Origin of the sequence: Rhodococcus sp. ACPA1 (assembly GCF_002300195.1) — a bacterium.
Lineage (GTDB): Bacteria > Actinomycetota > Actinomycetes > Mycobacteriales > Mycobacteriaceae > Rhodococcus_F > Rhodococcus_F opacus.
In genome coordinates this window covers 235,618-256,663 of sequence record NZ_NSDX01000013.1, presented here as the reverse complement: position 1 = coordinate 256,663, position 21,046 = coordinate 235,618, and the positions used below count along the sequence as shown (strand labels likewise).

General features: G+C 64.4%; 22 protein-coding genes and 1 pseudogene. 13 read left to right on the top strand and 10 right to left on the bottom strand.

The features are described 5' to 3' along the window. The first annotated feature begins 146 nt into the window (after nucleotides 1–146). Together CJ177_RS42340 and CJ177_RS42335 are read left to right on the top strand one after the other, a co-directional pair. Nucleotides 147–743: a hypothetical protein gene (locus CJ177_RS42340; protein ID WP_095870707.1), complete on the top strand. Its 597-nt coding sequence runs from the start codon at nucleotides 147–149 to the stop codon at nucleotides 741–743. 6 nt (nucleotides 744–749) lie between these two features. Beyond that, a complete protein-coding gene (locus tag CJ177_RS42335) occupies nucleotides 750–1,388 on the top strand; it encodes an RES family NAD+ phosphorylase (protein ID WP_095870596.1) in 639 nt (212 codons plus the stop codon). Between the two features lie 212 nt (nucleotides 1,389–1,600). On the opposite strand, the gene CJ177_RS42330 is transcribed toward CJ177_RS42335, so the two are convergent. Continuing rightward, entirely contained in the window at nucleotides 1,601–1,786 is a 186-nt protein-coding gene (locus tag CJ177_RS42330) for a hypothetical protein (protein ID WP_257014964.1), read from the bottom strand. Between the two features lie 1,125 nt (nucleotides 1,787–2,911). On the opposite strand from CJ177_RS42330, the gene CJ177_RS47770 reads away from it, so the two are divergent. Both CJ177_RS47770 and CJ177_RS42320 read left to right on the top strand, forming a co-directional pair. Next, complete coding sequence (locus tag CJ177_RS47770) at nucleotides 2,912–3,052, top strand: hypothetical protein (RefSeq protein ID WP_009476098.1); 141 nt, start codon at nucleotides 2,912–2,914, stop codon at nucleotides 3,050–3,052. A gap of 166 nt (nucleotides 3,053–3,218) precedes the next feature. Next, a complete protein-coding gene (locus CJ177_RS42320) occupies nucleotides 3,219–3,491 on the top strand; it encodes a hypothetical protein (RefSeq protein ID WP_095870594.1) in 273 nt (90 codons plus the stop codon). Between the two features lie 249 nt (nucleotides 3,492–3,740). Here CJ177_RS42320 and CJ177_RS48890 read toward each other — a convergent pair whose 3' ends face one another. From CJ177_RS48890 to CJ177_RS48885, 3 genes are all read right to left on the bottom strand, one after another. After that, complete coding sequence (locus CJ177_RS48890) at nucleotides 3,741–4,154, bottom strand: MgtC/SapB family protein (protein WP_257014983.1); 414 nt, start codon at nucleotides 4,152–4,154, stop codon at nucleotides 3,741–3,743. A 179-nt stretch (nucleotides 4,155–4,333) separates the two neighbouring features. Then, complete coding sequence (locus CJ177_RS42310) at nucleotides 4,334–5,989, bottom strand: hypothetical protein (protein WP_095870593.1); 1,656 nt, start codon at nucleotides 5,987–5,989, stop codon at nucleotides 4,334–4,336. 454 nt (nucleotides 5,990–6,443) lie between these two features. Further along, on the bottom strand, nucleotides 6,444–6,566 hold the full coding sequence (locus CJ177_RS48885; protein WP_009476095.1) for a hypothetical protein: 123 nt from the start codon (nucleotides 6,564–6,566) through the stop codon (nucleotides 6,444–6,446). A gap of 320 nt (nucleotides 6,567–6,886) precedes the next feature. Here CJ177_RS48885 and CJ177_RS42300 point away from each other — a divergent pair, with 320 nt between their 5' ends. From CJ177_RS42300 to CJ177_RS42285, 4 genes are all read left to right on the top strand, one after another. Beyond that, the gene (locus CJ177_RS42300) at nucleotides 6,887–7,234 is read left to right on the top strand and encodes a serine recombinase (protein WP_095870591.1); all 348 of its coding nucleotides are present in this window, start codon (nucleotides 6,887–6,889) and stop codon (nucleotides 7,232–7,234) included. An 884-nt stretch (nucleotides 7,235–8,118) separates the two neighbouring features. After that, nucleotides 8,119–8,259 carry a hypothetical protein gene (locus tag CJ177_RS47765; RefSeq protein ID WP_166680749.1) on the top strand — a complete coding sequence of 47 codons (141 nt, stop codon included), beginning with the start codon at nucleotides 8,119–8,121 and terminating at the stop codon, nucleotides 8,257–8,259. 1,290 nt (nucleotides 8,260–9,549) lie between these two features. After that, a complete protein-coding gene (locus CJ177_RS42290; protein WP_095870589.1) occupies nucleotides 9,550–9,903 on the top strand; it encodes a WhiB family transcriptional regulator in 354 nt (117 codons plus the stop codon). Nucleotides 9,904–10,120: 217 nt separating this feature from the next. Then, the gene (locus tag CJ177_RS42285) at nucleotides 10,121–10,657 is read left to right on the top strand and encodes a hypothetical protein (RefSeq protein ID WP_095870588.1); all 537 of its coding nucleotides are present in this window, start codon (nucleotides 10,121–10,123) and stop codon (nucleotides 10,655–10,657) included. Nucleotides 10,658–10,876: 219 nt separating this feature from the next. Here CJ177_RS42285 and CJ177_RS42280 read toward each other — a convergent pair whose 3' ends face one another. From CJ177_RS42280 to CJ177_RS47115, 3 genes and pseudogenes are all read right to left on the bottom strand, one after another. After that, nucleotides 10,877–11,431 carry a GNAT family N-acetyltransferase gene (locus CJ177_RS42280; RefSeq protein WP_095870705.1) on the bottom strand — a complete coding sequence of 185 codons (555 nt, stop codon included), beginning with the start codon at nucleotides 11,429–11,431 and terminating at the stop codon, nucleotides 10,877–10,879. Between the two features lie 59 nt (nucleotides 11,432–11,490). Further along, the gene (locus CJ177_RS42275) at nucleotides 11,491–11,817 is read right to left on the bottom strand and encodes a TetR/AcrR family transcriptional regulator C-terminal ligand-binding domain-containing protein (protein WP_306453427.1); all 327 of its coding nucleotides are present in this window, start codon (nucleotides 11,815–11,817) and stop codon (nucleotides 11,491–11,493) included. Nucleotides 11,818–11,851: 34 nt separating this feature from the next. Then, a pseudogene (locus CJ177_RS47115) lies at nucleotides 11,852–11,992 on the bottom strand (FAD-binding protein); the annotation flags it as partial. A 517-nt stretch (nucleotides 11,993–12,509) separates the two neighbouring features. Here CJ177_RS47115 and CJ177_RS42270 point away from each other — a divergent pair. Continuing rightward, nucleotides 12,510–13,106, top strand: a complete 597-nt coding sequence (locus CJ177_RS42270) for a TetR/AcrR family transcriptional regulator (RefSeq protein ID WP_179443421.1) — start codon at nucleotides 12,510–12,512, stop codon at nucleotides 13,104–13,106. Between the two features lie 602 nt (nucleotides 13,107–13,708). Here the strand turns inward: CJ177_RS42270 and CJ177_RS42265 are convergent. From CJ177_RS42265 to CJ177_RS42255, 3 genes are all read right to left on the bottom strand, one after another. After that, nucleotides 13,709–13,861 carry a hypothetical protein gene (locus CJ177_RS42265; protein WP_373560081.1) on the bottom strand — a complete coding sequence of 51 codons (153 nt, stop codon included), beginning with the start codon at nucleotides 13,859–13,861 and terminating at the stop codon, nucleotides 13,709–13,711. A 43-nt stretch (nucleotides 13,862–13,904) separates the two neighbouring features. Further along, nucleotides 13,905–14,270: a WhiB family transcriptional regulator gene (locus CJ177_RS42260; protein ID WP_095870586.1), complete on the bottom strand. Its 366-nt coding sequence runs from the start codon at nucleotides 14,268–14,270 to the stop codon at nucleotides 13,905–13,907. Between the two features lie 369 nt (nucleotides 14,271–14,639). Further along, complete coding sequence (locus tag CJ177_RS42255) at nucleotides 14,640–15,404, bottom strand: SDR family NAD(P)-dependent oxidoreductase (RefSeq protein ID WP_095870585.1); 765 nt, start codon at nucleotides 15,402–15,404, stop codon at nucleotides 14,640–14,642. 591 nt (nucleotides 15,405–15,995) lie between these two features. Here CJ177_RS42255 and CJ177_RS42250 point away from each other — a divergent pair. The 4 genes from CJ177_RS42250 to CJ177_RS42235 all read left to right on the top strand — a co-directional run bounded on the left by CJ177_RS42250 (nucleotide 15,996) and on the right by CJ177_RS42235 (nucleotide 20,982). After that, nucleotides 15,996–18,473, top strand: coding sequence for a CoA transferase (locus tag CJ177_RS42250; RefSeq protein ID WP_095870584.1), 2,478 nt, complete (start codon nucleotides 15,996–15,998; stop codon nucleotides 18,471–18,473). 23 nt (nucleotides 18,474–18,496) lie between these two features. Beyond that, a complete protein-coding gene (locus CJ177_RS42245; protein WP_257014958.1) occupies nucleotides 18,497–19,657 on the top strand; it encodes a lipid-transfer protein in 1,161 nt (386 codons plus the stop codon). Further along, on the top strand, nucleotides 19,654–20,091 hold the full coding sequence (locus tag CJ177_RS42240; RefSeq protein ID WP_179443420.1) for a Zn-ribbon domain-containing OB-fold protein: 438 nt from the start codon (nucleotides 19,654–19,656) through the stop codon (nucleotides 20,089–20,091). The genes CJ177_RS42245 and CJ177_RS42240 overlap by 4 nt, the downstream gene beginning before the upstream one ends. Before the next feature lie 63 nt (nucleotides 20,092–20,154). Then, nucleotides 20,155–20,982 carry a mycofactocin-coupled SDR family oxidoreductase gene (locus CJ177_RS42235; RefSeq protein ID WP_095870581.1) on the top strand — a complete coding sequence of 276 codons (828 nt, stop codon included), beginning with the start codon at nucleotides 20,155–20,157 and terminating at the stop codon, nucleotides 20,980–20,982. Nucleotides 20,983–21,046 lie beyond the last annotated feature (64 nt).

Below are 21,046 nucleotides of genomic sequence, written 5' to 3'. Positions count from 1 at the left end.
GGCGCGGAAGGGTGGGGCGCATGTTCCGGACCGGCTGAGGGGGCGCAGTATCGGCGAGAGAGCGCCAGTGTCGAGGCCCTCCGCACTCCTCTATCGCGACACGCATGGTACGCGGTACACTGTTGGCACAAATGGAGGTGGTGGACATGCTCGTCGACCGGGATCGTGCCCGCGACTCGATCCATGCCTTGTCGGATCCGGACCTCGTGGAGCTGTTGGTTGAGGAGTTCTCCCGTCGGCCGGCCCTGCGTCCTGTCCGTGACGATGTGACGGCGTTGCTGTCGATGAGCCCCGCGCTGGCGCGTCAGCAGGAGCGTGCGGTTGCCAACCCGGCCGCGGCGGCGGTGGCGCGCACGCGGATCGTCGCGTCCGTGCTGAACTCGATCGTCGACCAGCATGAGATGCTCGACTCCACCGCCGTCAGCCGTGTCCTGGGGAAGGCGGCGACCAGCCGCAACACTGCCAGCCGGTTGTCGGCGGCCGGCACGGTGATCGCGCTGCCGGTGTCGGGGCACAAGCTCTACCCCGCCTTCCAGTTCGACGCCGACCGTCGGCAGGTCCGCCCGATCGTCGCCGAGATCAACCGGGCCCTCGGCGCGAAGGACGATCCGTGGGGTGTGGCGTCCTGGTGGCTCAGCCCGACCGACTTCGCCGACGACCCACGATCCCCGGCGGCGCTGGCCGTCGCCGGTGGGCACGAGCAGGATCTGCGGGACATGGCCGACGACCTGACGCAGGACTGAACCCGCGTGACCTACCCGGATCCACCCACCCCGTTGCCTGCTGCCCTTATCGCCACCATTCCCGCCGATACCTCGCTGTGGCGCATCCACGGCGCCACCCGCGGCGCCGCGGAGTTGAACCCCACCGCCCGGCCCCGCGTCAGGGTTGGGGGCCGGTTCGACAGTCTCGACGGCTCCTACGGATACCTGTACCTCGGTGACAGTCCGGCCGCGGCGGTCGCCGAGACGCTCTGCCGGAACCTGCCGGTCGAGAAGTCCCCGCGGCTGATCCCGCGGGCGAAGATCGCCGGCCGGGTCCTGAGTGAAGTGCGGACCACCCGCACGGTGAAGGTCGTGGATCTGACCGGGACCGGGGCGTCCCGGATCAATGCCGGCGCCTGGTTGTCCAAGTGCGACCCCTCCGGGTATCTGCACACCCGCCGGTGGGTCGCCGCGATCCTCGCCGCGAACCCCGATGTCGACGGCGTGCAATACCGGCCGCGGCACGACGAGAACACCCTCGCCTGGATGCTGGCCGATGACCCGGCCACACACACCCACCCCGCCGTCACCGCCGCCGGAGGCGTGATCGCGCTCGACTCCGCCGACGGGCACTACCTGCTGGGTGCGATCCTCACCCCGCACAACGCCGCGCTCGGACCCTGATCCAGCCCCGTGCCGGCACATAGCGGCATACCGATCTTGCGACAGCGTTGGAGCTGATTCGGGGCGGAGCGGAACGTCAGGTAGAGCCGGTGACGCGGCCGCGTCAAAGAAGTACCTTCGAAGCCGGTTGTGCTGGGCGGATGCCTCGATGGTGCCGGCAGCACCTGATCGTCGCATGCGTGATCGCCCGGCGGTGGGTGGTCGCAGGGTGGTCAGTGACGGTTGTTCTCGTCGACCCAGTAGGTGAAGGTGTACCGGCTGATCCCGGGCGAATCGGTGGTCAGGACCGTCTGCAGGGACAGATCGGACCAGGCGCGGACGCCCTGGGCCCGCAACTGTGCGACCGCCTCTTTCTCCGCGTCCTCACGGGCCGCGCCGGCCGGCAACTCCAGTGACATTCGTTCGATTCCCACCGGGAACACACTATGGCAGCGATATGCGCGCACGTTCCTCGCCGGTTACCACACGAATGTGCACACACTGCGGCATCGTGTGGAGATGTTGGCCGTGGGGGTCAGGTTTCGGTGTCGGCTCTGCGGCGTGACAGCCCGAAACGGGCGGACTAGGACTGGTGGACAACAGTGTTCGTGTAGAAGTCGGGAGGCGATCTGCCGAGTTCGGGTTCGCCGATGGTCTGCGTCGTGTCAGGGCGGTCGAGGGGCGGCGTCGAGGCGATGCGTGCGCAGAAGTAGACGAACGAGGTAGGCGACGGGTGAATCGCTCCGAGGGGCGACACGTCAGCCGAGGCTCGCCGCGTCACAGGTGCGAACAGCGGCGGCGGCTCCGATTGGTGTGTTGTGGTGCAGCCAAGCGCAGCCCCCGCCAACGATGTATATCAGCTGGCAGGGGCGCTACACGGACAACCTGCACGTAGTAACGAGCAGCGCACAATGATCTTCGTGAGCCGGAGCAGGGAAGTCCAGGGAGTGTGATCCATGCCATTGCAGTAATTTTCGCACCTCAGAAAACAGACCGGTAAGTGCGATTTCGACGCTTCTTGCGGTGCGTACACGAGTCGGTTGAGTCGCGATCGGCGCGAGCCTGCGACGGGGGTGGTACTGCCGGAACCGGCGTGTTTTGCTTCGCCACAGCAATGCCGGCGGGCTTCGGCATCGAGTGATTGAGTGACAATCCCGTTTCGGTCGGGACGCCGATTATTTTGTGCTGCAGCATGTCCGATAGTGCGCAGCTGTTCTGCGCAATCGAGTATGTGCGGCGAGCTGTTTTACCTACCGGTGTCGCTGACGAACCCCCTAACGATCTGTACTGGCGTAACGAAATGCTTGGGCGACATAGTTCAAACGCCGGTGTGTGACGTAGAACACAGCTGAATTTGTGGAAAAGCCTGGCGCTTGGGGTGTTCGGGTTGCAACCCTAAGCCGAGACCCAAACCTCCAGGCCCAATTTCGGGTATGGGTGCAGGTAGTTCGGCCAATGTGCAGGTGTCGAAGTCGGTCCAAGGTAGCTGGTGCGCGTCATCGACGTGGCAATCGAAAATATCTGCACGTGAGAGAAGAGTTGTCATGGCACGGATTGCCGAGAACCTGGGCACCAATCTGCTGAATACGTTGCGGGTCGGTGTGGTTGGCACTGTTCTGTACGCCGGGCTCATCATGGGAGTGGTTGTGGTGGCGGTGTGGAAGTTCCCGATGCCCGGCGTGTAGGCCCGCGGCGACTCATGGTTCTCCGCCGACGCCCGGCGGGTGAAACACTCGGTGGCAGTTCGGCGATAGAGCTGACAGGGGCGTGGTCGTGCCCGTGGCTCCGCGTGGCGGGTGATCAACGCGCGGTACCCGTGACGGGCGCCTGTGGATGTGGAAGGAAGCGACGATGTTCGGGACGGGCATGGGCGCGATGGTGGGTCTACTGGTGGCTGCGCTGGTGGTGGTGCCCGTCTCGTTCGGTGTGGCGGCACGAGCGGACGCGAAGGTTCGCCGCCTCTCAATGTTCCGACCGTCCGATCCGTACCTGAGGGGATCGGTCGCGGACGTGGACGAGCGGTGCGATCGGTGGCGGCAGCTGGCAACGCGGGCGTGGCTGATCTGTGGCGGCGCCTCGCTGGTTGCTGTGGCGGTTGTGGGTGTGCTGATCTGTGTCGGGTGAGGGGTGACGACGTTGCCGGGTATGTGCGGTGGGCGGTTCGCGGCTGTCGGTGCGGGACGGGTCGAGCCCTCGACGCCGAGACCGCAGCTGGAGTATCAGCGGACGCTGAAACTGTCGCGGCCGCTGAGGCATACGCGTCCGAGGCCCCGAGATGCGGGTGAAATCAGGTGGGCCGAAGCGGCCCGGTCGGAGTGTAGTCCGCTCCGGCCGGGCCTCGCCGGGACGTGCAGCAGGTACCCGCCGCGTACGTCATGACCGCACTCGTCCCGGTGTGCGTCCGGGAAGGGGTGCGCTCCCGTTGGGCGGTGCGGTTCCGCGTTGGTGTGCCTGGGTTGTGGGCGTCGCTGATGTCACCTCGGGCGTTTGACGGCGTGTGAAATTTTCGACCGGATCTACGGATCTCGGCAGACCGGTGTGCACCAATCCCTGCCAGCCAGTGTAGGTGTGGCTGGTGCGGTATTGGTTTGTCGACCTGTTCCTTCGTGTTTCCGGTGCGAGGATAGGGTAGATCCGCCGCCTGCCCTGATCGTTGAAATGTGACTCACGCCACATGTCTTTCTCGGGTCGTCTGTACTTACTGACGATCATGAACAGTGCGGCTCCGAGGCCGACCAGGGGATGGGTGCGCATCCCGGCGGACTTCTGCCGCAGTTGTCGCTCCATGCCCACCGCAGCGGAGAGCGCGACGGCCACCGACAACACCGCCACCAGGGCGGGTGCGAGGTCACGAGCATCGCTCGGATAATCCTTTGACAATAAGAGAATAGGAACAGTTGCGCCCGTCCGCTGGAACATTCTGATCCTCACGTGTGGGTGCCGCTGTTTCTGAGGGTCGGGTCTATTCATTCTGGACGGGACGACTGACTTGCCACCACCAACGGCGGGTTGGAAGGTTCGAAGCCGGAAAGGTTTTTGGCCTCTCGGCACTCTCGCAGTGTGGGCGTCATGTCGCGGCGCTTGGGAGCGGTGCGCCACACGTGCGTCTCGAATGGGAAGATCGACTCCCGCCGTCGACGTTCGAGGTCCTTGACAGGCTTCACGTCGGGCGAGGCACGCGGTATCGCAACCGGTGTTGTCTGGATCGTGAGTGTCCTGGAGGGGCGACGACGTGCGACAGCCGCGAGTAGGGTGACAGCGCCGATCGCGGTGACAGCCGCCACGGTGAGCGCCCAGCGCTGCAGATCCTCCGGTGATGCCGCGCCGGCCGCGTGGAGCGAGGTCACGAACAGCGCCCCGGCGGCGACCGCTACGAGCGTGGATCGCCGGACTCGGGCGGAGGCGGCAGCGTGGGGCAGGAGACTGCTTTCGGCACTGTCACAGAGCGTACCGAGTTCGGAATGCAGGAAGGCGATCTCGTCGGCGGTGTGGTGGACCAGCGTTGATCGCAGGTGTGTCGATTCGATCCGTGGCGGATGTCGGTGTGCACCCGCGTGGTGTGCTTGCAGAAGCCGTGTCTCGATCATCCGTGTGCGGGCCGCCGCGATGTCGCCGAGGCCCGCGAGAGCGCCGCGTTCGCTCAGGTGGCGGCGGTCGCGCAGGAGCGACAGTACGCGGCGGTGGTCCGCCGAGTGCTGTGCGCGGAGGGCGACCCAGCCGATGAGGCCGTAGAGCATGTCACGGGTGCCCCGATCGAGATAGTCGGGACTGGTAGCGGTGGCGCCGAGGTCGACGGCGAGGGCTCGGGCGTCCTCGCGAATCGCGATCCCCGACCCAAGACGCGACGCCCTGTCGATCAGCGGGACCCGGTGCCACCGCAAGAGTCCACGGTAGGAGCGGGACGCACCCCCAGCGCAGGGTGTGGTGCCCGGTTCATCGACCAGTCGCCGAACCGCATCGACCCCGTCGGTGTGGACCTCGATGATCAGGCTCTCGAGGGTGTCCCGCTCGGTCCAACTAGGGCCGTGCATTGTCAGGCTGCGCAGCGGCCGGTAGACCTCGGATCTGGGCAGTCGGGTGTCCAGTCGCGGGAAAATGTCGGTCGGGCTCGCCTCGGGCGTCAGTGCGAAGGGGCGGAGAAACGCTTCGATGGCGGCCCAGAATTCGGGGCTACCGCCGTCGCGGAGGGGATCGTTGTGTCGGTCGATCAGGCTGCCGGCGCGGTCGGGGGTGAGTTCCTCGCAGGCCAGTACCAGTCCGTTGCCGGGAACCTCCCACAGTGACAGGCAGGTGGCCGGTGGGCCGACGTAGCGGCGTTGCGGGCCGTCAGGCGCGCGCTGGTTATCGAGTGCGAGGCCGAAGGTGACCGGGGGACCGCTGCGATCGACGATGTGTCGGAACGCCAGCAACTGCGCGTGGGGGCCATCGTCTCCGGTGGCGGTGGGAGCGCTGATGCGGGCAGGCAGGAACGGTTCGACCTCGTCGACCGCGGGAACCGGGACCGGGTCGGCGCTTTCGACGATATCCAACGGCAGCAGGATTACTCGCAACGTTGCCCGGCGTCTCCTCGACGACAGTGAGGTCGGGATGGGTCGACGGGTGACGAGTCCAGGACGATTCATTTCTGTTTCATAGTTTCTCGACGGGTCCGGCACTCCTGTGTCGACCCTACGGGTCGGCACAGGAGCCAGTGATCTCACCGGATGCTGTGTGAGTTGCTCTTGTCTCGCTCACTCTGACTTTTTTGGGAAACATGTCGTCCCGGCCGGGAGGGGCCGGGACGACATGCCTGAGGCCGGAAGTTGGCCCCCCGATCAGGTGGTCACACGCAGGGCGAACCGAAACTTCTGCGGCGTGCTTCCATTGAACTTGTCAGGGTCGTGTGAGTGTTGTTCGCTCCTGTAGAAAATCGGAAGCGAGTGCAGCGGTGATATCGCCACGCCGAGCCGGTCTCTCCCGGAGCTGCTACTTCTGCTGTGGGCGAGGGTCAGGCTTTTGGCCGTATTCCCGGGGTAATATCATCAATCCTCAGGCACGACGAGGGTGGTGGGGTGCGGCGTTGACGCCAGTAGTGCGTCAGCTCTTCCGCTTTCGGATGAGTTGAGTCGACTCGAGGGCCTTCTCTCGCTTCTCCGCCCGGCGCTCCTTGAGGGCACGTGCAGACTGTTTCGAACTCTTGACGGCGGACTTGTCAGCCATTGTCGGTCCTTTCCGAATCGGCAACCGCGAACTGACCTCGACCATACCCAACAAAAGAAATAAGTCCAGTTCAGCGGCCGATACGAGGTGGATCAGGTACGGGCGGGTCGTGACGACGGGGTCGGTTGGACCAACGTCATCGGGTTGTACCTCCATCGGAGATGGTCTACGCCTCAGGAGCGTGCACCCGATCGTCCTGCAGTGGCAGTCAGAGCTTCCGAGGTACAAGGGGCGCAGTAAATTTGACTGAGCTTGCTTATTTCCTGCAGATGGCTATGGTGCAGGGCAGCGTTAGTGGTATCTAGTTGGAGGACTGAAATGTGAGTGCAGCTACCGATCGTCAGTGGGCGGTTCGTGACGCTGTTCTGCGTTGGCTTCTTGCGAAGACAACGGAGGGTTATCGCAGCCCGATTCTGGATGCGGATGCCATCGGAGCGGAAGTCGGGTGGGTGGCCTCGGCGCTCACTCACGACGAAGTGTCCGACGCCTCGATGTTTCTCTTCAAGGAGAACTACCTGACAGGGGTGCCGGTCATGGGGATCGGGATTCCGCGACCGATGCTGACTGTTGCCGGACGTCGGGTGGCCAAGGCCGGCAAACCGTTGAGGTCCAGGGTCGACGCTCATCAAGCGAAGGTGCGCCAGCGTCTGACGGCTCCGCTGGCGTAGGCCTCCGCGACGACGACGACGGCGGCAGTGAAGTGAAGTGAGAGAACGGCTCGACCGGTCACTTGTCACTCGACGATGAGTACGTGAGCACGGGTTGAGCTCGGAACCGTTGGGGTCTGCACCGCCGTGGGGCACACCACGCCGGCGCCGACGAGGTCACCCCGTCCGGTCGCGTCCCCCGAGGTGGGTGTCCGCGTACCCGCATTCCGCGGCGAACGTCCGACCCAAATCGGTCGACTGTGCCGTCGCTCCGCGATCGGATGGCCTGGCTTGGTGGTGGTGACGGCCGGCAGGGGTGCATCAGCGAAAAAGCCGGAGCGATAGCAGGATTCACTTTAGGTCCTAATGGATGACAAGGTGCTCCGGAGGTCGTAGCTTGGGCTGGACGGGTCGGTCGATGGCGCGCTGCGCGACTTGCAGTTTCGCCGGTCCGTCGCCGTTCGCGTGGTTCGTAGATGGGCACGTTGTTCGTTGGTGAGGGTGTGACGGACGGCGATGACTTCGCGGGCCGTCTCGTGGGGTGACTGCATGCCCGCCTGCGCTGCGTCCGTCGCCCCGGTACCGCGCTCGTGACCCTCGTTGCGGTCGCCGTCTCCATAGTGATACCGCCGATTACATTTGGAGTCAGCCGATTTCGTCCGGAGCAAGAGGGAGTCGTCTATCGTGGGGGTGGGAACCGACCGTAGGGCATCGTCTGACCCGTCGGTGCCGGGTGGCTCAGCACCGTGGAGATCAAGGCTCGGCTCACCGCGATGTTCGCTTTCGGCAACGCCGAGGCCCTGCGCCCTCGTTGTCGGCCCCGCCGGCCGCGGGTGAACTGAGCACTCCGCATCGCGATCCGCGCCTGCCCGCCACACCTGGCCTAACCCAGGAGGACCTGTCCCGTGAACCTCAATGTCGCCCTGCTGTTACTTGTCCTCGCCGGAGGAATCGGTGGTACCGCCGCCGTCCAGGCCGCGTTGCGCCGTTCCGCCGGGCGGCGCCGCGGCCGCGGCGAGGGTGCGGTGTTCCGCGTCGACGGCTGATCAGACTTTCTTCGGACCAGTCATTTCCCACCCACCGAAGCCAACCCCCGGATCCACCTGCGCTTGACACCGGGGGTGCCATCTTCATGGGCGCAACACCAAGGGGCGGACGTAGCAGATCGCCCGCAAGAACCGCGATCACCGCACTGCCACGCACACCGGCCCACCCGAGAATCCGACTCAGCCCAAGCCGACCAAACTTCATGGTGTTGTTGTCAGACATTTGTCGGCAGGCCGCCGGCCGGGCCGCCATAATGCCCGCCGGCCGGCGGTTCTGCACCCCAACCGGGTTCTACATCCCGGGTGGGAGTACATGGATGGGTCCACACCTGCGAGGCTCACCTCCGCGGACGGTCGCGGCTCTCACATCCGGCATTGCGCGGTAACCGTGTCGACCCCGACACGTACCCCACGGCCGAGGAGGCCGGACGCTGTTGAACCTCTTCATCTCGCCACCTCCATGCGATATTCACACACCTAACGTTGAATGTTCAACTTGATGGGGTGTGAGATACGCGACCGCCCACCGTTGGCGGCTCGACCTCGAAGGTGTGGAGTGACGCTCTCGCCGGGTCTCGCCCGCAACCCGTTGCGTCGGGCGGCGATCCGCCGGCACGCGCACACCGCCCAGCCCATTCTTTCGTCACAGGAGACGAAAAAGGGAAGTATTCCAGGGTCTTCCGAAATCAGCGGGATCTCCAACCGCGGGAAGGGTCGATGCCGCCCGCAGAATTACCGTGAGCGTCTTCGAACGCCGCTTCCGAGACATCTGACGACATTGTGCAGCTCGGACGTTGGAATTCGACAACCAGCCCGTCGGCAGCTCCAGGGTGCATCGGTCGAGACTGCGGTGCCTAGGTACGACTAGGTAAATGCCCGTGTTCTCTGGCCATCGCTTCGACGAGACTGGAGTGACGACCGGTGACCTCGGCGATACGCGTGCGGAACACCCGCCCACCTGCTGCCACCGTCATATGCACCGCCAATGAACGAAAGGGCTACCGTGCCGGCCGACGCGTCAGCAATATCCGGACGACGCCCTGTGCCGGGACCTGCTGGCGCACAATTGCTGGCCACCGAGGCGGCCAGCGTGGCCGAGCAGTGTTCCTGCAGCCATGACGCCGCCTTCGATGCCCTGATCGATGTTGCCCGAAGCAACCACATCAGTGTCGCCACCACAGCTCAAGACATCTTGTCCCGGCCGTCCGTGGTTCCCGGTCGCTGTGAACCGCAACATCCCCGTCCCACGGTCGATCTGGCATCCGGCTCCCCTGACGTCGGCGGTTCTCGATGAGGAAGGGCCGGCAATTGTTCCCCCTGGAAGGTCACACGCGAGAGGTGACGGCCACCTCCGATTCCGGTGAGTGGCGGGATCGTGCGGTGTGCTGCGGCGCCGACGTGTCGGTGTTCTTCTCACCCGAGGGTGAACGTGGCCACGCTCGCGACCGGCGCGAAGCGCAGGCCCGACAGGTTTGTCAGCTCTGCCCCGTGCTCGCGCAGTGCCGCGATCACGCTCTGACGGTGGGTGAGCCCTACGGCGTTTGGGGTGGCATGACCGAGGGGGACCGAAGAAAACACGTTATGCACCCCCATGCAGCCAACGTCACTGCCTGTCAGGGCAATTGCTCTCTAGCCCCGCGCTGACAAGTCGTGCACTCTGCTGCAGTGCCGCCGGTAGCGTCCACAGGCACACACGCGACACGCCGACGTACAGGGTGCCGTCCGCGGTCCAAGTAGTTGCTGAACCCGCGCGTGTGTGGACTCGGCGTGTCGAAAAGAAGTGGGCGGCGGACGGTCGTGAACGCTTGGACGGCTGACCCGATATATCGGGTGACCTATTGACCTTGAGCTGGGAGAATAAGTGAAATCCATCAAGAACGCGCTCGCTGTTGTCGCCCTGTGCGCCGGTATGAGCGCACCGGCAGCCTGTGGCGGAGGAAACGGCGGCGAGGTGACCCCGGATCCGGGGTCAGGAGTCAATCGGCCTGCTGACTCGACCGCGGCCACCCCAGCGCCGGCGAACCCGACGTTCGGTCAGGCGTACACCTTCGAGAACGGCCTTGCGGTCACGGTGGGTGCGCCACAGCCGTACACGCAGAGTCCGTCGGCGGCTGGTGCGGACGCCAGCCTCCAATCTGTGGTATTTGATATCACCATCGTCAACGGGTCACCCGAGAACTACGTGACGATGGTGTTCGCAACGACGTTGCAGAGCGGGAACCGCGAGGCGAGCAAGATCGTCGACTCCGCTAACGGTGTCGGTGGTTCCCCGAATACCCCGACACTGCCTGGTCGAGAGTCGGCGGTCCGGGTCGCGTACGCAGTCACCGATCCCGCCGACATTGTTATGCAAGTCAGTCTCGGATTCGACTACAAGAAGATCATTTTCACAAGCTGATGCGGGAACGGCTGTCGCAATGGGAGCCCGGCCGATGTCCGAAACCCATCGAACCCCTGCAACGCTCGGCGAGCCGGCCCGCTGGCACTGTCAACTCGAGCAATCCGAGGGCGATTTCGCCGGTTCGACCTCCGCGATTCACCAGGTCGCGTGTGACGCATGAGTCTTATGTGATTATCAGATTGTCTACGCGACCTCAAGTTGACAGCGACCGACAGGTCACGCACGAAGGTTCTTACGATAGGTGACCACCTCGCAGGGGACCTTCAACAGCGGCGTCAGAGCCGGATACACGTCGTCGGGTTGGTCGATTCGCACGGCGCGATAGCCCATTCGGGTGTACCACCCGGTCAGAAATTCCTTCGACGGGAGCGAAAAGTCGCGCGGCTGAATCACTTCCAGCGTCATGATGTGATTGCCGGTATCCGCAGCGCGGTTCTCGGCGAATTGCACCAGGGCGCGGCCGATCCCGACACCCCGTAACTCCGGGTCGGCGGCGAGCATGCCGAACTCGGCGACGCGGTCGGCGAGTTGCACGAGGCGAACACACCCGACGATCCGATCCTCCAGCCGGGCCACGAAGATCTGGTCGGCTTCTGCCAATTCGGTGATCTCCGCCGTCGAGGTCCGGGTAGCCCCGTGATTCCACATCCCGTCTTCTGCTATGGCATAGACCCCGTTGATCAGTTCCGCGACGCGCCCCGGCGCAGCGGAACACCGGCCCATCGCCGGGGCCAAGGACCGGATGTGGAGTTCCCCGGTGCTATCGATCATTTCTTCTCCCGATTCGGCCAGGCGGATTGTTTCGCATCCATGGGGACGCCAGGACATCATCAGGCCCCGAGGGGCTGCGGCGGTGCGAACGCCGGAAGGAGAGTGCGTATCACGCGGTCGATCCAGTCCGACTCGACTTTGCCGCTGCGGGCTCGTTCGGTGAAGTACGCCCCCACGATGCAGTCGAGGAACGTCTCCACATCGAGGTCCCCACGGATCTGCCCGCCTGTGATGTGCTGGTGCAGAACGTGCGCCAAGGTGCGCCGGTGCTGCATCAACAAGGAACGCATCAGCTCCGTGAACCACGGTTCGTCCTCGGTGACGAGCGCCGCCATGCCTCCGAAGCCGATCCCGTCCTCGATCGAACCCAGCGACTGCTCGACCACCCATCGCAGCACCTGACTCGACCACGAGGACTCGTGCGCCCTCCTGGGCGGCGGTGAGTGCCGCCGTCAGGCCGGCGCCGCCGGACCCGACGATCGCCACGTCCACCTCGTCGGGGATGCCCTTCTGGGACACGGTCCCGATGGAGCCGCTGTGTTGAGTCGAAATGCTCACCATGATCCTCCGTACGATCAGTTGCGGTCGTGACCCTCCCCATTCGGAAGGCTGCACGCCAGACAATTAGTTGAATATTCAATTATATTGATGCGGTGCCGCCGCCGGGATCGTCGACCGCGGGCACGATTCCAATGTGGGTCCCGGGCGCGAACGTCGTGACGGTGTCGATCACCTCCGCGCTCCGGTCTTCGTGCGCCGTTCCGATGGACACGCAGAACGATGCGCTACGAGTAGCGTAGCAAATGTTTATGAGGATTCACTGAGTGCAGCCTTGGAGCGGATACGGGTCCTGGCTGGATCGTCGACTTTCGGCCCACCGTGAATCCCCGGCGCATAGTCGATGATCTAGGTGCCACAAAGCGTTTCGCCGAATCGAGTCTTCCGGTGGGTGCCGTAGAGCGATGCGCTACTATTAGCGTAGCGGAGATTGTGAAAGTTCGCTGCCAACCATCTTGAACTGGGAATGCCGGGCGACCCGGCCGGCCCACCGAAGCCCGCAGAGGCGGAAGAACGGGACATGCCCACCACGGATACTTCGGTGCCGCAGGACCTACCGTACGCGCTGAGGGGGCAACGCAGCGTGGCCCGGATCATCGAGGCCACCCTCGACCTGCTTCGCACTCAGGGCCCCCATCGGGTCACCATCGACGCGGTATCCGCACACTCGGGTGTCGCGAAGACCACCATCTACCGGCACTACCAGGACCGGGCGGAGATGCTGCGTGCCGCGCTGACCGCGGCGGTGCAGGAGACCGCCCCCGAGATCCCGTCGGATCTGCCGATCCGCCAGCAACTTCTGTGGATGTTCGACGACACCCGCCGCACCGTCGAAGAACACGCGGGCCGGGGGATGATCGCCGCGGTCCTCGCCGACCAGGATCCCGAGTTCACCGATTTGTTCCGTGAGGTCACCGCCGCCCACCGGCGCACCATGATCGACGTCCTCGACGCCGCGATCGACGCCGAGGCGCTGCCGCAGGGCCTCGACACGGACATGACAATCAGCACCATCCTCGGCTCCTACCTCGCCGAAGTACTGCGCCACGGAACCGTCGAGGAGAAGTGGGCCGAACGACTTCTCGACACCCTGTGGCCCGATCTGACGGCGAAATGACCGCCGATCACCCCGTGCCCGCGACCGCACCCTAGCGGCGATCGGCCGACGGTGACCGGCATGCGTGTCACAGGTAGACCCTGTGACGCCGGTACAGTCCCGGCGCAGAACGTACTGTCTTGTGAAATAGGGGATTTGCGATCACCGTGCATGGTGATACCACCGTCATCGCAAACGGCGCGGTGTGGTCGTTTCCGGACGAGAGGTTCGGAAATCTCTCAACCGCGCTCAGTCTGACCTCCTGCCCGACGACCCGCTCTCGTCCGCAATCCCGGACATGGCCGGTATCCAGGCGCAGGTGACCTCGGGTTCATGTCGCCGACCAGTGGGTCGTGCAATGGGTCGCGGAAGGACGCACTGAACTGCACGCAAAAAGACGGTGCTGAAATTATCGTTGGTGAGTGCCAATAAACCATGAGTGACAGGGAGCGGCGGGTCTGGGCGGCGTGCCACCGAATGAAATGTAGTGCGTGATGGCGAGATAACGGTGGACGGTTCGCTCAGTTTCCACCGCGGCCGTTGGGTATCCCGGCTGAGGGCGCGCGATCGCTCACGGCGATCAACGCCGGGTCGAGGTCGATTGGACACCAGAGGCACCCCGGTTACGGATCCCGGGCGACGGGGATCTGCAACGCCAGTGCCTGCTCCTCGGACGGACCGCGTAACTGCTCGATCTGCTCGTGGAGGCCGGACACACGCTCGGCCAGCGAAAGGTCGGCCCGGGCGAGTGCGTCGGTGGCCGTCTCGATGGGCACTCCGCCGGTCGCCGGGCGTGGGCTCCGCGCTCGTCCCGGGTAGTTATTGGGAGGCCATGTCCCCGGTGTCGGCGCCGGTCGGTCGAGCGTGTCGCGACGTGAGGGGCCTGTGCTCGCCAAGGCTTAGCTGGTGGGCGTGCCGCCTGCGGTCGTTTTCGGTCATGCCGCCCCAGATTCCGTATGGTTCCCCCGTGGCCAGAGCCTGGTCGCGGCACCGGGAGAGCACGGGGCACTCCAGACAGATCCGCCGGGCCCGCGATTCGCGTCGGGCCCGAGCGTGACCGCGTTCCCCGTCAGGGGAGAAGAACACCGACGATTCGACACCGCGGCACGCGGCGTCCTCCCACCAGTCCCGGTCACCTGGGATGATCGTCTCGTCGGGCGGCGATGAGGGTCCTGCGGGCAGCACTGCGGTCCTTCCGTTCCTGAACGTGGGAGAGGCCGAGACGGCTCCGCACGCCAGGAAGCTTTTCTTCCGTGGTGTCGGGTATTACGGTCACGACTTGTTCCCGGAGCGGTGAAATCGAGGGCAGTTACGTGGGCGAACAGTGGTCCTGTCGCGACGACGGTCGCCGTAGCGGATCCGCGGCAGCAGCTCTGAGAACGCAACCTAGCGAGATCATTTCGCGCAAACTTCAAGCTGCCCGCGACCGTCGCGCCGTCCCGGGCAGTGGGCCAGAACCACAAATGGTTCACCCTGGAATCGGACGGCGGACCCCGACGTAACGAAGCGTGAGGGCGGGGAGTCGTGGCCAACTCCAGACAGTTCGGATGCGGTCTATCCGATCGCCATCCGGCCGCCGTCGACCGGCAGCAGGACCCCGGTCGTATATGATGACGCAGCTCCGGCCAAGTACAGCACCGCACCGATGATCTCACGCGGGTCGCCGCCTCGTGCCAGCGGCCATTGGGCGGCCAGATCCTCGAATGCCTCGGAGTCCCAGCCTTTGCTCATGTCGGTGAAGAAAGCACCGCACATGATCGTGTTGACGCGCACACTCGGTCCATAGGTGGCAGCGAGTCCCTTGGTGAGGGAGTTCAGTGCCGCCTTGGCAGCGCCGTACGGAACGTATTCCGGCGCCGGACGTTCGGCCGCATTGCTTGAGATGTTAATGATGGACCCGCCGCCGTCTGCGACCATCCGGGGCGCGATCAGCGCCGACAATCGGAACGGTCCCTTGATGTTGGCATCGAAGATCTTGTCGAACAGTGCTTCGCTGACCTGGTCGAGGCTCGGGTACAGCGGTGAGATCCCGGCATTGTTGATCAGCACGTCGACTCGGCCAAACGCATCGTAGGCCTCGTCTGCTAGTGCGGTCACCGAGTTCCAGTCGCCCATATGAACGCCGATTCCCCTTGCTTGCACGCCAGTGTCCTGGGTGATTTCATCGGCCAGGGCCTGACATGAGTCCTCGTTGCGGCTCGCGATGATCACGTGGGCGCCCTCGCGTGCCAGCGCGATGGACATCTCCTTACCCAAGCCCCGGCTACCGCCAGTCACCAGGGCCACCTTGCCGTTCAGCTCATTACGGTCGACGGTCATTACTCTTCCTCGTTGTCTGTCCGGGGGATTGGTCTCGGTCCGTTGTGCGCACGCGCCGCGTCCCGATGCCCCGGATGGAAACTTTGCTTGTGGATGTCAATCCAGAGGGTGACGTTCTGGCACCAGGCGAAGGTCCCCACCCCCGAGGTCCTCCGTCAGTCGGCGCCCCAACGCCGTGTCGGCGTACTCCGGCCTCTGGGTCGACGTATCCAGTCGACCAGGTCGACCCCGGCGACCTCTATTCATCGCGATCCCTCACCGTCGGTAACCGAGAAGACCGCGGAGGCCTCCTGCCGGGACCCTCACCATATTCCTCATGATGATATTGTCAATAGGCGTGGCAGGTTGAGGTCGAATGCGGCGCAGGTCGAAACGAGCGAAACTGCCGAGTGTGGACACCGAACATATTGCTGTGCAGACGATTCACGACATGTATTCACGCATTCGATTGCCCGGTCGATCACTGGCCGTTGCTTAATCCCTCATGAGGAACTAATGTGTCGACGAACACATACTGAAGAGGTTCTCGGGTAGGGCGTGAGCAATTCCGGCGTCTGAGGGCCGTGTTGACCGCAGGGTCAAGGAGGCGACGTGCAAGATTCCACAGGGACAGTCGGGCAGGGACCCCCGGTGTACGAGGGCTTGCGCGTAATCGATCTGACCCAGGGCATAGCCGGTGCGATCAGCACGATGTTGTTGGCGGATGCCGGGGCGGAGGTGGTGCGAATCGATCTCCCCGAGGATCCCTTCGAGAAGCTGTCGGGTTATCGCGTCTGGCACCGCGGGAAGAAGCGCGTGCAGCTCGACCTCACCCGGCAGGCCGATCGTGACGTACTCCAGGATCTGGTCGCTACCGCGGACGTCCTCGTCGATGCCGTCGAAGTCCTACCCGAAGAAGTCGACCTCGGCGCCATCGCCGCTGGTAACCACGGACTGGTCTGGTGCTCGATCACCGGGTACGGCGATGCTGTGAACCATCAGGCTCGCCGGCCCATCGAGGCACTGGTCGCCGCGCGAACCGGAATCAACTGGGAGGCGCGAGGCGTTCCGGGCACGACCATCGGTGCCCTGTCTCAGTGGGAGGACCCGCTGGCGGACATCGACCTGGGACTCGGCACCGGCGTAGGCCCGGACCGCCCGGGACCGATGTACCTCGGAATTCCGTGGGCCAGTAATGGCGCCGCGTATCTCGCGACGATCGGGATCAGTGCCGCGTTGCGGGCACGCGAGGTTTCCGGGCACGGGCAGCACGTCGGGACCTCGCTTCTGCAGGGCGCGCTCTGTGCCGGGAGCATTGCCTGGCAGCGGACCGAAAATCCGCATGCCGAAGGCTATCTGGGCTGGACCACCGATCCTCGTGCACCCAAGGGCTTCTATCGGAGTTCGGATGACCGATGGATTCAACAGTGGGTGCAACTCCCCGGTTTCATGCTTGGTGTGAGCGAGGGGGACGAGTTGATCGTTCCCGAGTCGGGAGTGTCGCCGAAGGATGCGGAGCTCCGGATCTCGACGGACTACCAAGACATGGTCATGCTCGGGCACTTCCATCCCGAGATGGAGGCAGCGGCCAGGAAGTTTCCGGCCGACGATTGGGAGAAGGCCGCGAAGACTGCTGGTGTGCCGTTCGAGATCGTTCGATCTCCGGAGGACGCCCTACAGGACGAGTCACTGTTGGCTGACGGTTGTGTGCAGGAGTTCGAGGACGAGGAGCTCGGACGTATCCGAGCAGTCGGCGACATCGTCCGCCTCTCGCGATGCCGTTCCGGCGTCGGCGCAGGCACCCCGTCCCGGGGCGCACACGATGAGTGGGCCCGCGGGAAAGCTCGACAGGACCGGCCCACGCTGCCCGCGGCCTCGGAGAACCTGTCGGCGCCTCTCGCAGGTGTACGGGTCCTGGATCTGGGACTCGCCATCGCAGGTCCGTTCGGCGCACAGGTACTGGCTGCGCTCGGTGCCGACGTGATCCGGGTCAGTGCACGTCAAGACGAGGCATGGATGAGGACCCAGTACTCGCACATGTCGAACCGCGGCAAGCGCAGCGTGGTGATCGACATGAAGAAGCCCGAGGGCAAGGAGCTCGTCCGGAAGCTGGTCGAGACCGCGGACGTGGTGCACCACAACATGCGCGCGTCCGCCGCGCGGAAGCTGGGAGTTGACTCGGACAGCCTCCGGCAGATCAATCCTAGGCTGATCTATTGCCACACACGCGGTTACGAACACGGCGAACGGGAGACAAAGCCGGCGAACGATCAAACCGGGGCGGCACTTGCCGGGACGGAATGGGTCGACGGCGCAGCAGACAACGGTGGCACACCGATCTGGCCTTCCGTGTCCCTGGGAGACACAGGAAACGGACTGCTGTCGGCCATCGGCGTCCTGCAGGCCCTGTACCACCGTGACCGCACCGGCGAGGGGCAGGATGTGGACACATCGATCGTGTACGCACATCTCCTCAACGCCTCCATGGCCTGGATCACCCCGAACGGGGCCCACCGCGGTGATCGCCCGGTGATCGATTCGGAGAGTTGGGGGATTTCGCCGCTCGAGCGGATCTACCCCACAAGCGACGGCTGGATCTGCCTGGCGGCGACCTCCCAGAAGGACTGGCAGCGCCTTCTCCGGGCGATCCCCGAACTGGATGCCGAACAGTTCGCCGACGAAGAGGCCCGGCAACGCAAAGCACCCGAATTGGCGCAGACGCTGCGCACGATCTTCGCGGCGGACGGCACGAAGTCGCTGATGGCACGTCTCGATGCCCACGATGTTCCCGCCGAGGCTCTACCCGATGCCCCGGCGCTCACACTCTTCGATGACCAGGACCTCCAGGATCGTGGACTGATCGAGTCGTTCTCCCACCCTGAGATGGGGAAGATGGGGATGGCCGGCAGGCTCATCGACATCGAAGGCGCGACTCCACTGGGACGCGCACCCGTCCACGGCGAGCACACCAGGCAGATACTCGCCGACCTAGGCATCGGAGACGACGAGGTCGACCGCCTGATCGAAGCGGGAGTCGTCGTGGACACGGCCCCGCAGGGACGGGGTGAGCAGCAGTGCACAGCTACGTAGAACATCGCGACAGATGCTCAATCGTGGGAATCGGTGAGACGGCATACACCCGCCGGTCCGGTGTGAGCGAACTGGCATTGGCGGTGGAGGCCTCGCGCCGCGCACTCGAGGACGCGGGCCTGAACCCGGACGACATCGATGGTCTGATCCGCAACGACTTCGATACGGTGACGCACAACGACCTCGCACATGCGCTCGGCATCACAGACATCACGTACTGGGGTCTCAACGGCGCCGGAGGTTCGGCAGCGCCAGGCCAGATCGCCCAGGCCGTGGCGGCCATCGAGAGTGGCCAAGCCACCACGGTATTGGTGTATCGAGCGCTGAACGGAAGGTCGGGGTCCGATCGCTACGGACAGACCCGGCGCGGGCTGGATGGGCCGAACACTGTCGGCGGCAACGGCACGTACGACGAGTACTTTCTTCCGTACGGTCTCGCTGCGGCCGGCCAGGTGTACGCGATGGTGGCTCAGCGCCACATGATCGAGTACGGCACCACCAGCGCGCAGTTGGGAAGCCTCGCCACCACGATCAGGAAGCGTGCCGAGACGAACCCGCGAGCGCAGATGGGCCACCGCGCGATGACGTTGGAGGACCATCAGAACTCACGCACGATCTCACAACCACTGAGGTTGTTCGACTACTGTCTCGAAACCGATGGGGCGTGTGCTGTTGTCGTCACCGCGACGGATCGAGCCAGGGACGGGCGTCGACCACCGGTATTGATCCGGGCCGTCACGATGTCCACCGGTGCGGAACCGAAAGGCGGTGTGGTCTTTCCCTCGCTGTTCCGTGATGAATACACCACCTTCCCGTCGAAACAGGCTGCGCAGACGCTGTATTCGCGTGCCGGGCTGGGACCGAGTGATATCGATGTCGCGCAGTTCTACGACTGCTTCACCATCACCGCTCTCGTCCAGCTCGAGGACTACGGGTTCTGCGCGAAGGGTGAAGGTGGCCCCTTCGCGGCAAGCGGAGCAATCGACCTCGGTGGGCAGATCCCGATCAACACCTCGGGCGGGCATCTCTCCGAGGGCTATATCCATGGGCTGAATCACGTGGTCGAAGGCGTGCGCCAGATGCGTGGAGAATCCACCGGCCAAGTCCCGAACGCGAGTACCTGCCTGGTCACCGGCGGTTCGCCGGCGCCCACCAGTGCGTTGATCCTGAGGAGGGACCAGTGAGTTCTGTATCGGAAGCCGTGCAGGTCGAACAGTTGCCGATCCCGGCCGTCGACGACCCCGACTCGGCGCCGTTCTGGGCCGGGTGCGCCGAGCGGAAGTTGCTGGTGGCGTTGCAGGACGACGGTACACCTATACACCCTCCGGCCTTGGTGGGCACGAAGTATGGGCCGGCCCGTTGGGTGCAGGCTGCGGGCACCGCGATACTCCACACGTGGACCGTGGTCGAGCACACCGTCGATCCAGCATTCGAGGCGCCCTACAGCTTGATCCTCGTGCAGCTCACGGATTACCCGACGGTGCGTCTCGTCGGAACACTGGACGCGTCGATCCCCCTGTCTGCGGGGATGCCGATGCGGGTGCGCTGGGAGGAGCGATCCGGCGTTACCCTCCCGCAGTGGCAGCCGGACATCGATTCTGCTGACTCGACGACCTGAAATGCCGGGCATCGGCGTATCGGCACCTGAATAGCACTGACACACGAGTAGGAGTTGACACAAATGGGTATGTTTACCGGCAAAGTTGCGCTGATCACCGGGGCCGCGCGGGGTCAAGGTCGATCCCATGCACTTCGGCTTGCCCGCGAAGGCGCGGACATCCTCGCCCTGGATGTTGCCGAGGACATCGACACCTGCTTCTTCCCGCTGGCAACACAGGAGGACCTCGACGAGACGGTTCGCCTCGTCGAGAAAGCGGGTGGGCGCATCGTGGCCAAGAAGGGCGATGTCCGCAATTACGAGGATGTGTGCTCCCTCGTCGACGAAGGCCTCGAAAAGTTCGGTCCCATCGGCATCATCAGCGCAAATGCGGGAATCGGATCGAACTACCTCAAGACCTGGGAGATCCCGGAGAAGGACTGGAAGGATGTCCTCGACGTCAATCTGACGGGCGTCTTCAATACGGTCAAGGCCGCAGTCCCTTCGATGATCGAAGCCGGCAAGGGCGGATCGATCACCCTGACGTCCTCGTCGGCGGGACTGAAGGGCTACGAAAACCTCGCGCCATACGTGTCGTCGAAGCACGGTGTGATCGGCTTGATGCGGACGCTGGCAAACGAGCTGGCGCCACACAGCATCCGCGTCAACGCAGTGTGCCCCGGATCGGTTCGTACCAAGATGATCATGAATCAGCCTACGTTCGAACTCTTCTCACCCGAATCACCGACCGAGGAGGACGCCCTCAAGGTGTTCGGTCAAATGCCGGCTCTGCCCGTCGACGTTCTCGAGCCCGAGGACATCACCGAGGTCATCGCATTCCTGGCTTCGGATGCGGCTCGCTACATCACGGGCCTGGCCATTCCGATCGACGCCGGACAATTGGTCAAGTGACCTGCGGGCCCGGTGACCACGATCGACCACTGCGGTGAAGCCGCACCGGTGACAAGGCATATAT

Excerpts from the sequence above, each read along its gene's own strand:
- CJ177_RS42320 (WP_095870594.1), top strand. The coding sequence starts at position 3,219 with ATGTTCGGGACGGGCATGGGCGCGATGGTGGGTCTACTGGTGGCTGCG.
- CJ177_RS42270 (WP_179443421.1), top strand. The coding sequence starts at position 12,510 with ATGCCCACCACGGATACTTCGGTGCCGCAGGACCTACCGTACGCGCTG.
- CJ177_RS47770 (WP_009476098.1), top strand. The coding sequence starts at position 2,912 with ATGGCACGGATTGCCGAGAACCTGGGCACCAATCTGCTGAATACGTTG.
- CJ177_RS42255 (WP_095870585.1), bottom strand. The coding sequence starts at position 15,404 with ATGACCGTCGACCGTAATGAGCTGAACGGCAAGGTGGCCCTGGTGACT.
- CJ177_RS42330 (WP_257014964.1), bottom strand. The coding sequence starts at position 1,786 with ATGTCACTGGAGTTGCCGGCCGGCGCGGCCCGTGAGGACGCGGAGAAA.
- CJ177_RS42340 (WP_095870707.1), top strand. The coding sequence starts at position 147 with ATGCTCGTCGACCGGGATCGTGCCCGCGACTCGATCCATGCCTTGTCG.
- CJ177_RS48890 (WP_257014983.1), bottom strand. The coding sequence starts at position 4,154 with ATGGAGCGACAACTGCGGCAGAAGTCCGCCGGGATGCGCACCCATCCC.
- CJ177_RS42235 (WP_095870581.1), top strand. The coding sequence starts at position 20,155 with ATGGGTATGTTTACCGGCAAAGTTGCGCTGATCACCGGGGCCGCGCGG.
- CJ177_RS42290 (WP_095870589.1), top strand. The coding sequence starts at position 9,550 with ATGAGGAAGGGCCGGCAATTGTTCCCCCTGGAAGGTCACACGCGAGAG.
- CJ177_RS42310 (WP_095870593.1), bottom strand. The coding sequence starts at position 5,989 with ATGAATCGTCCTGGACTCGTCACCCGTCGACCCATCCCGACCTCACTG.
- CJ177_RS48885 (WP_009476095.1), bottom strand. The coding sequence starts at position 6,566 with ATGGCTGACAAGTCCGCCGTCAAGAGTTCGAAACAGTCTGCACGTGCC.
- CJ177_RS42280 (WP_095870705.1), bottom strand. The coding sequence starts at position 11,431 with ATGATCGATAGCACCGGGGAACTCCACATCCGGTCCTTGGCCCCGGCG.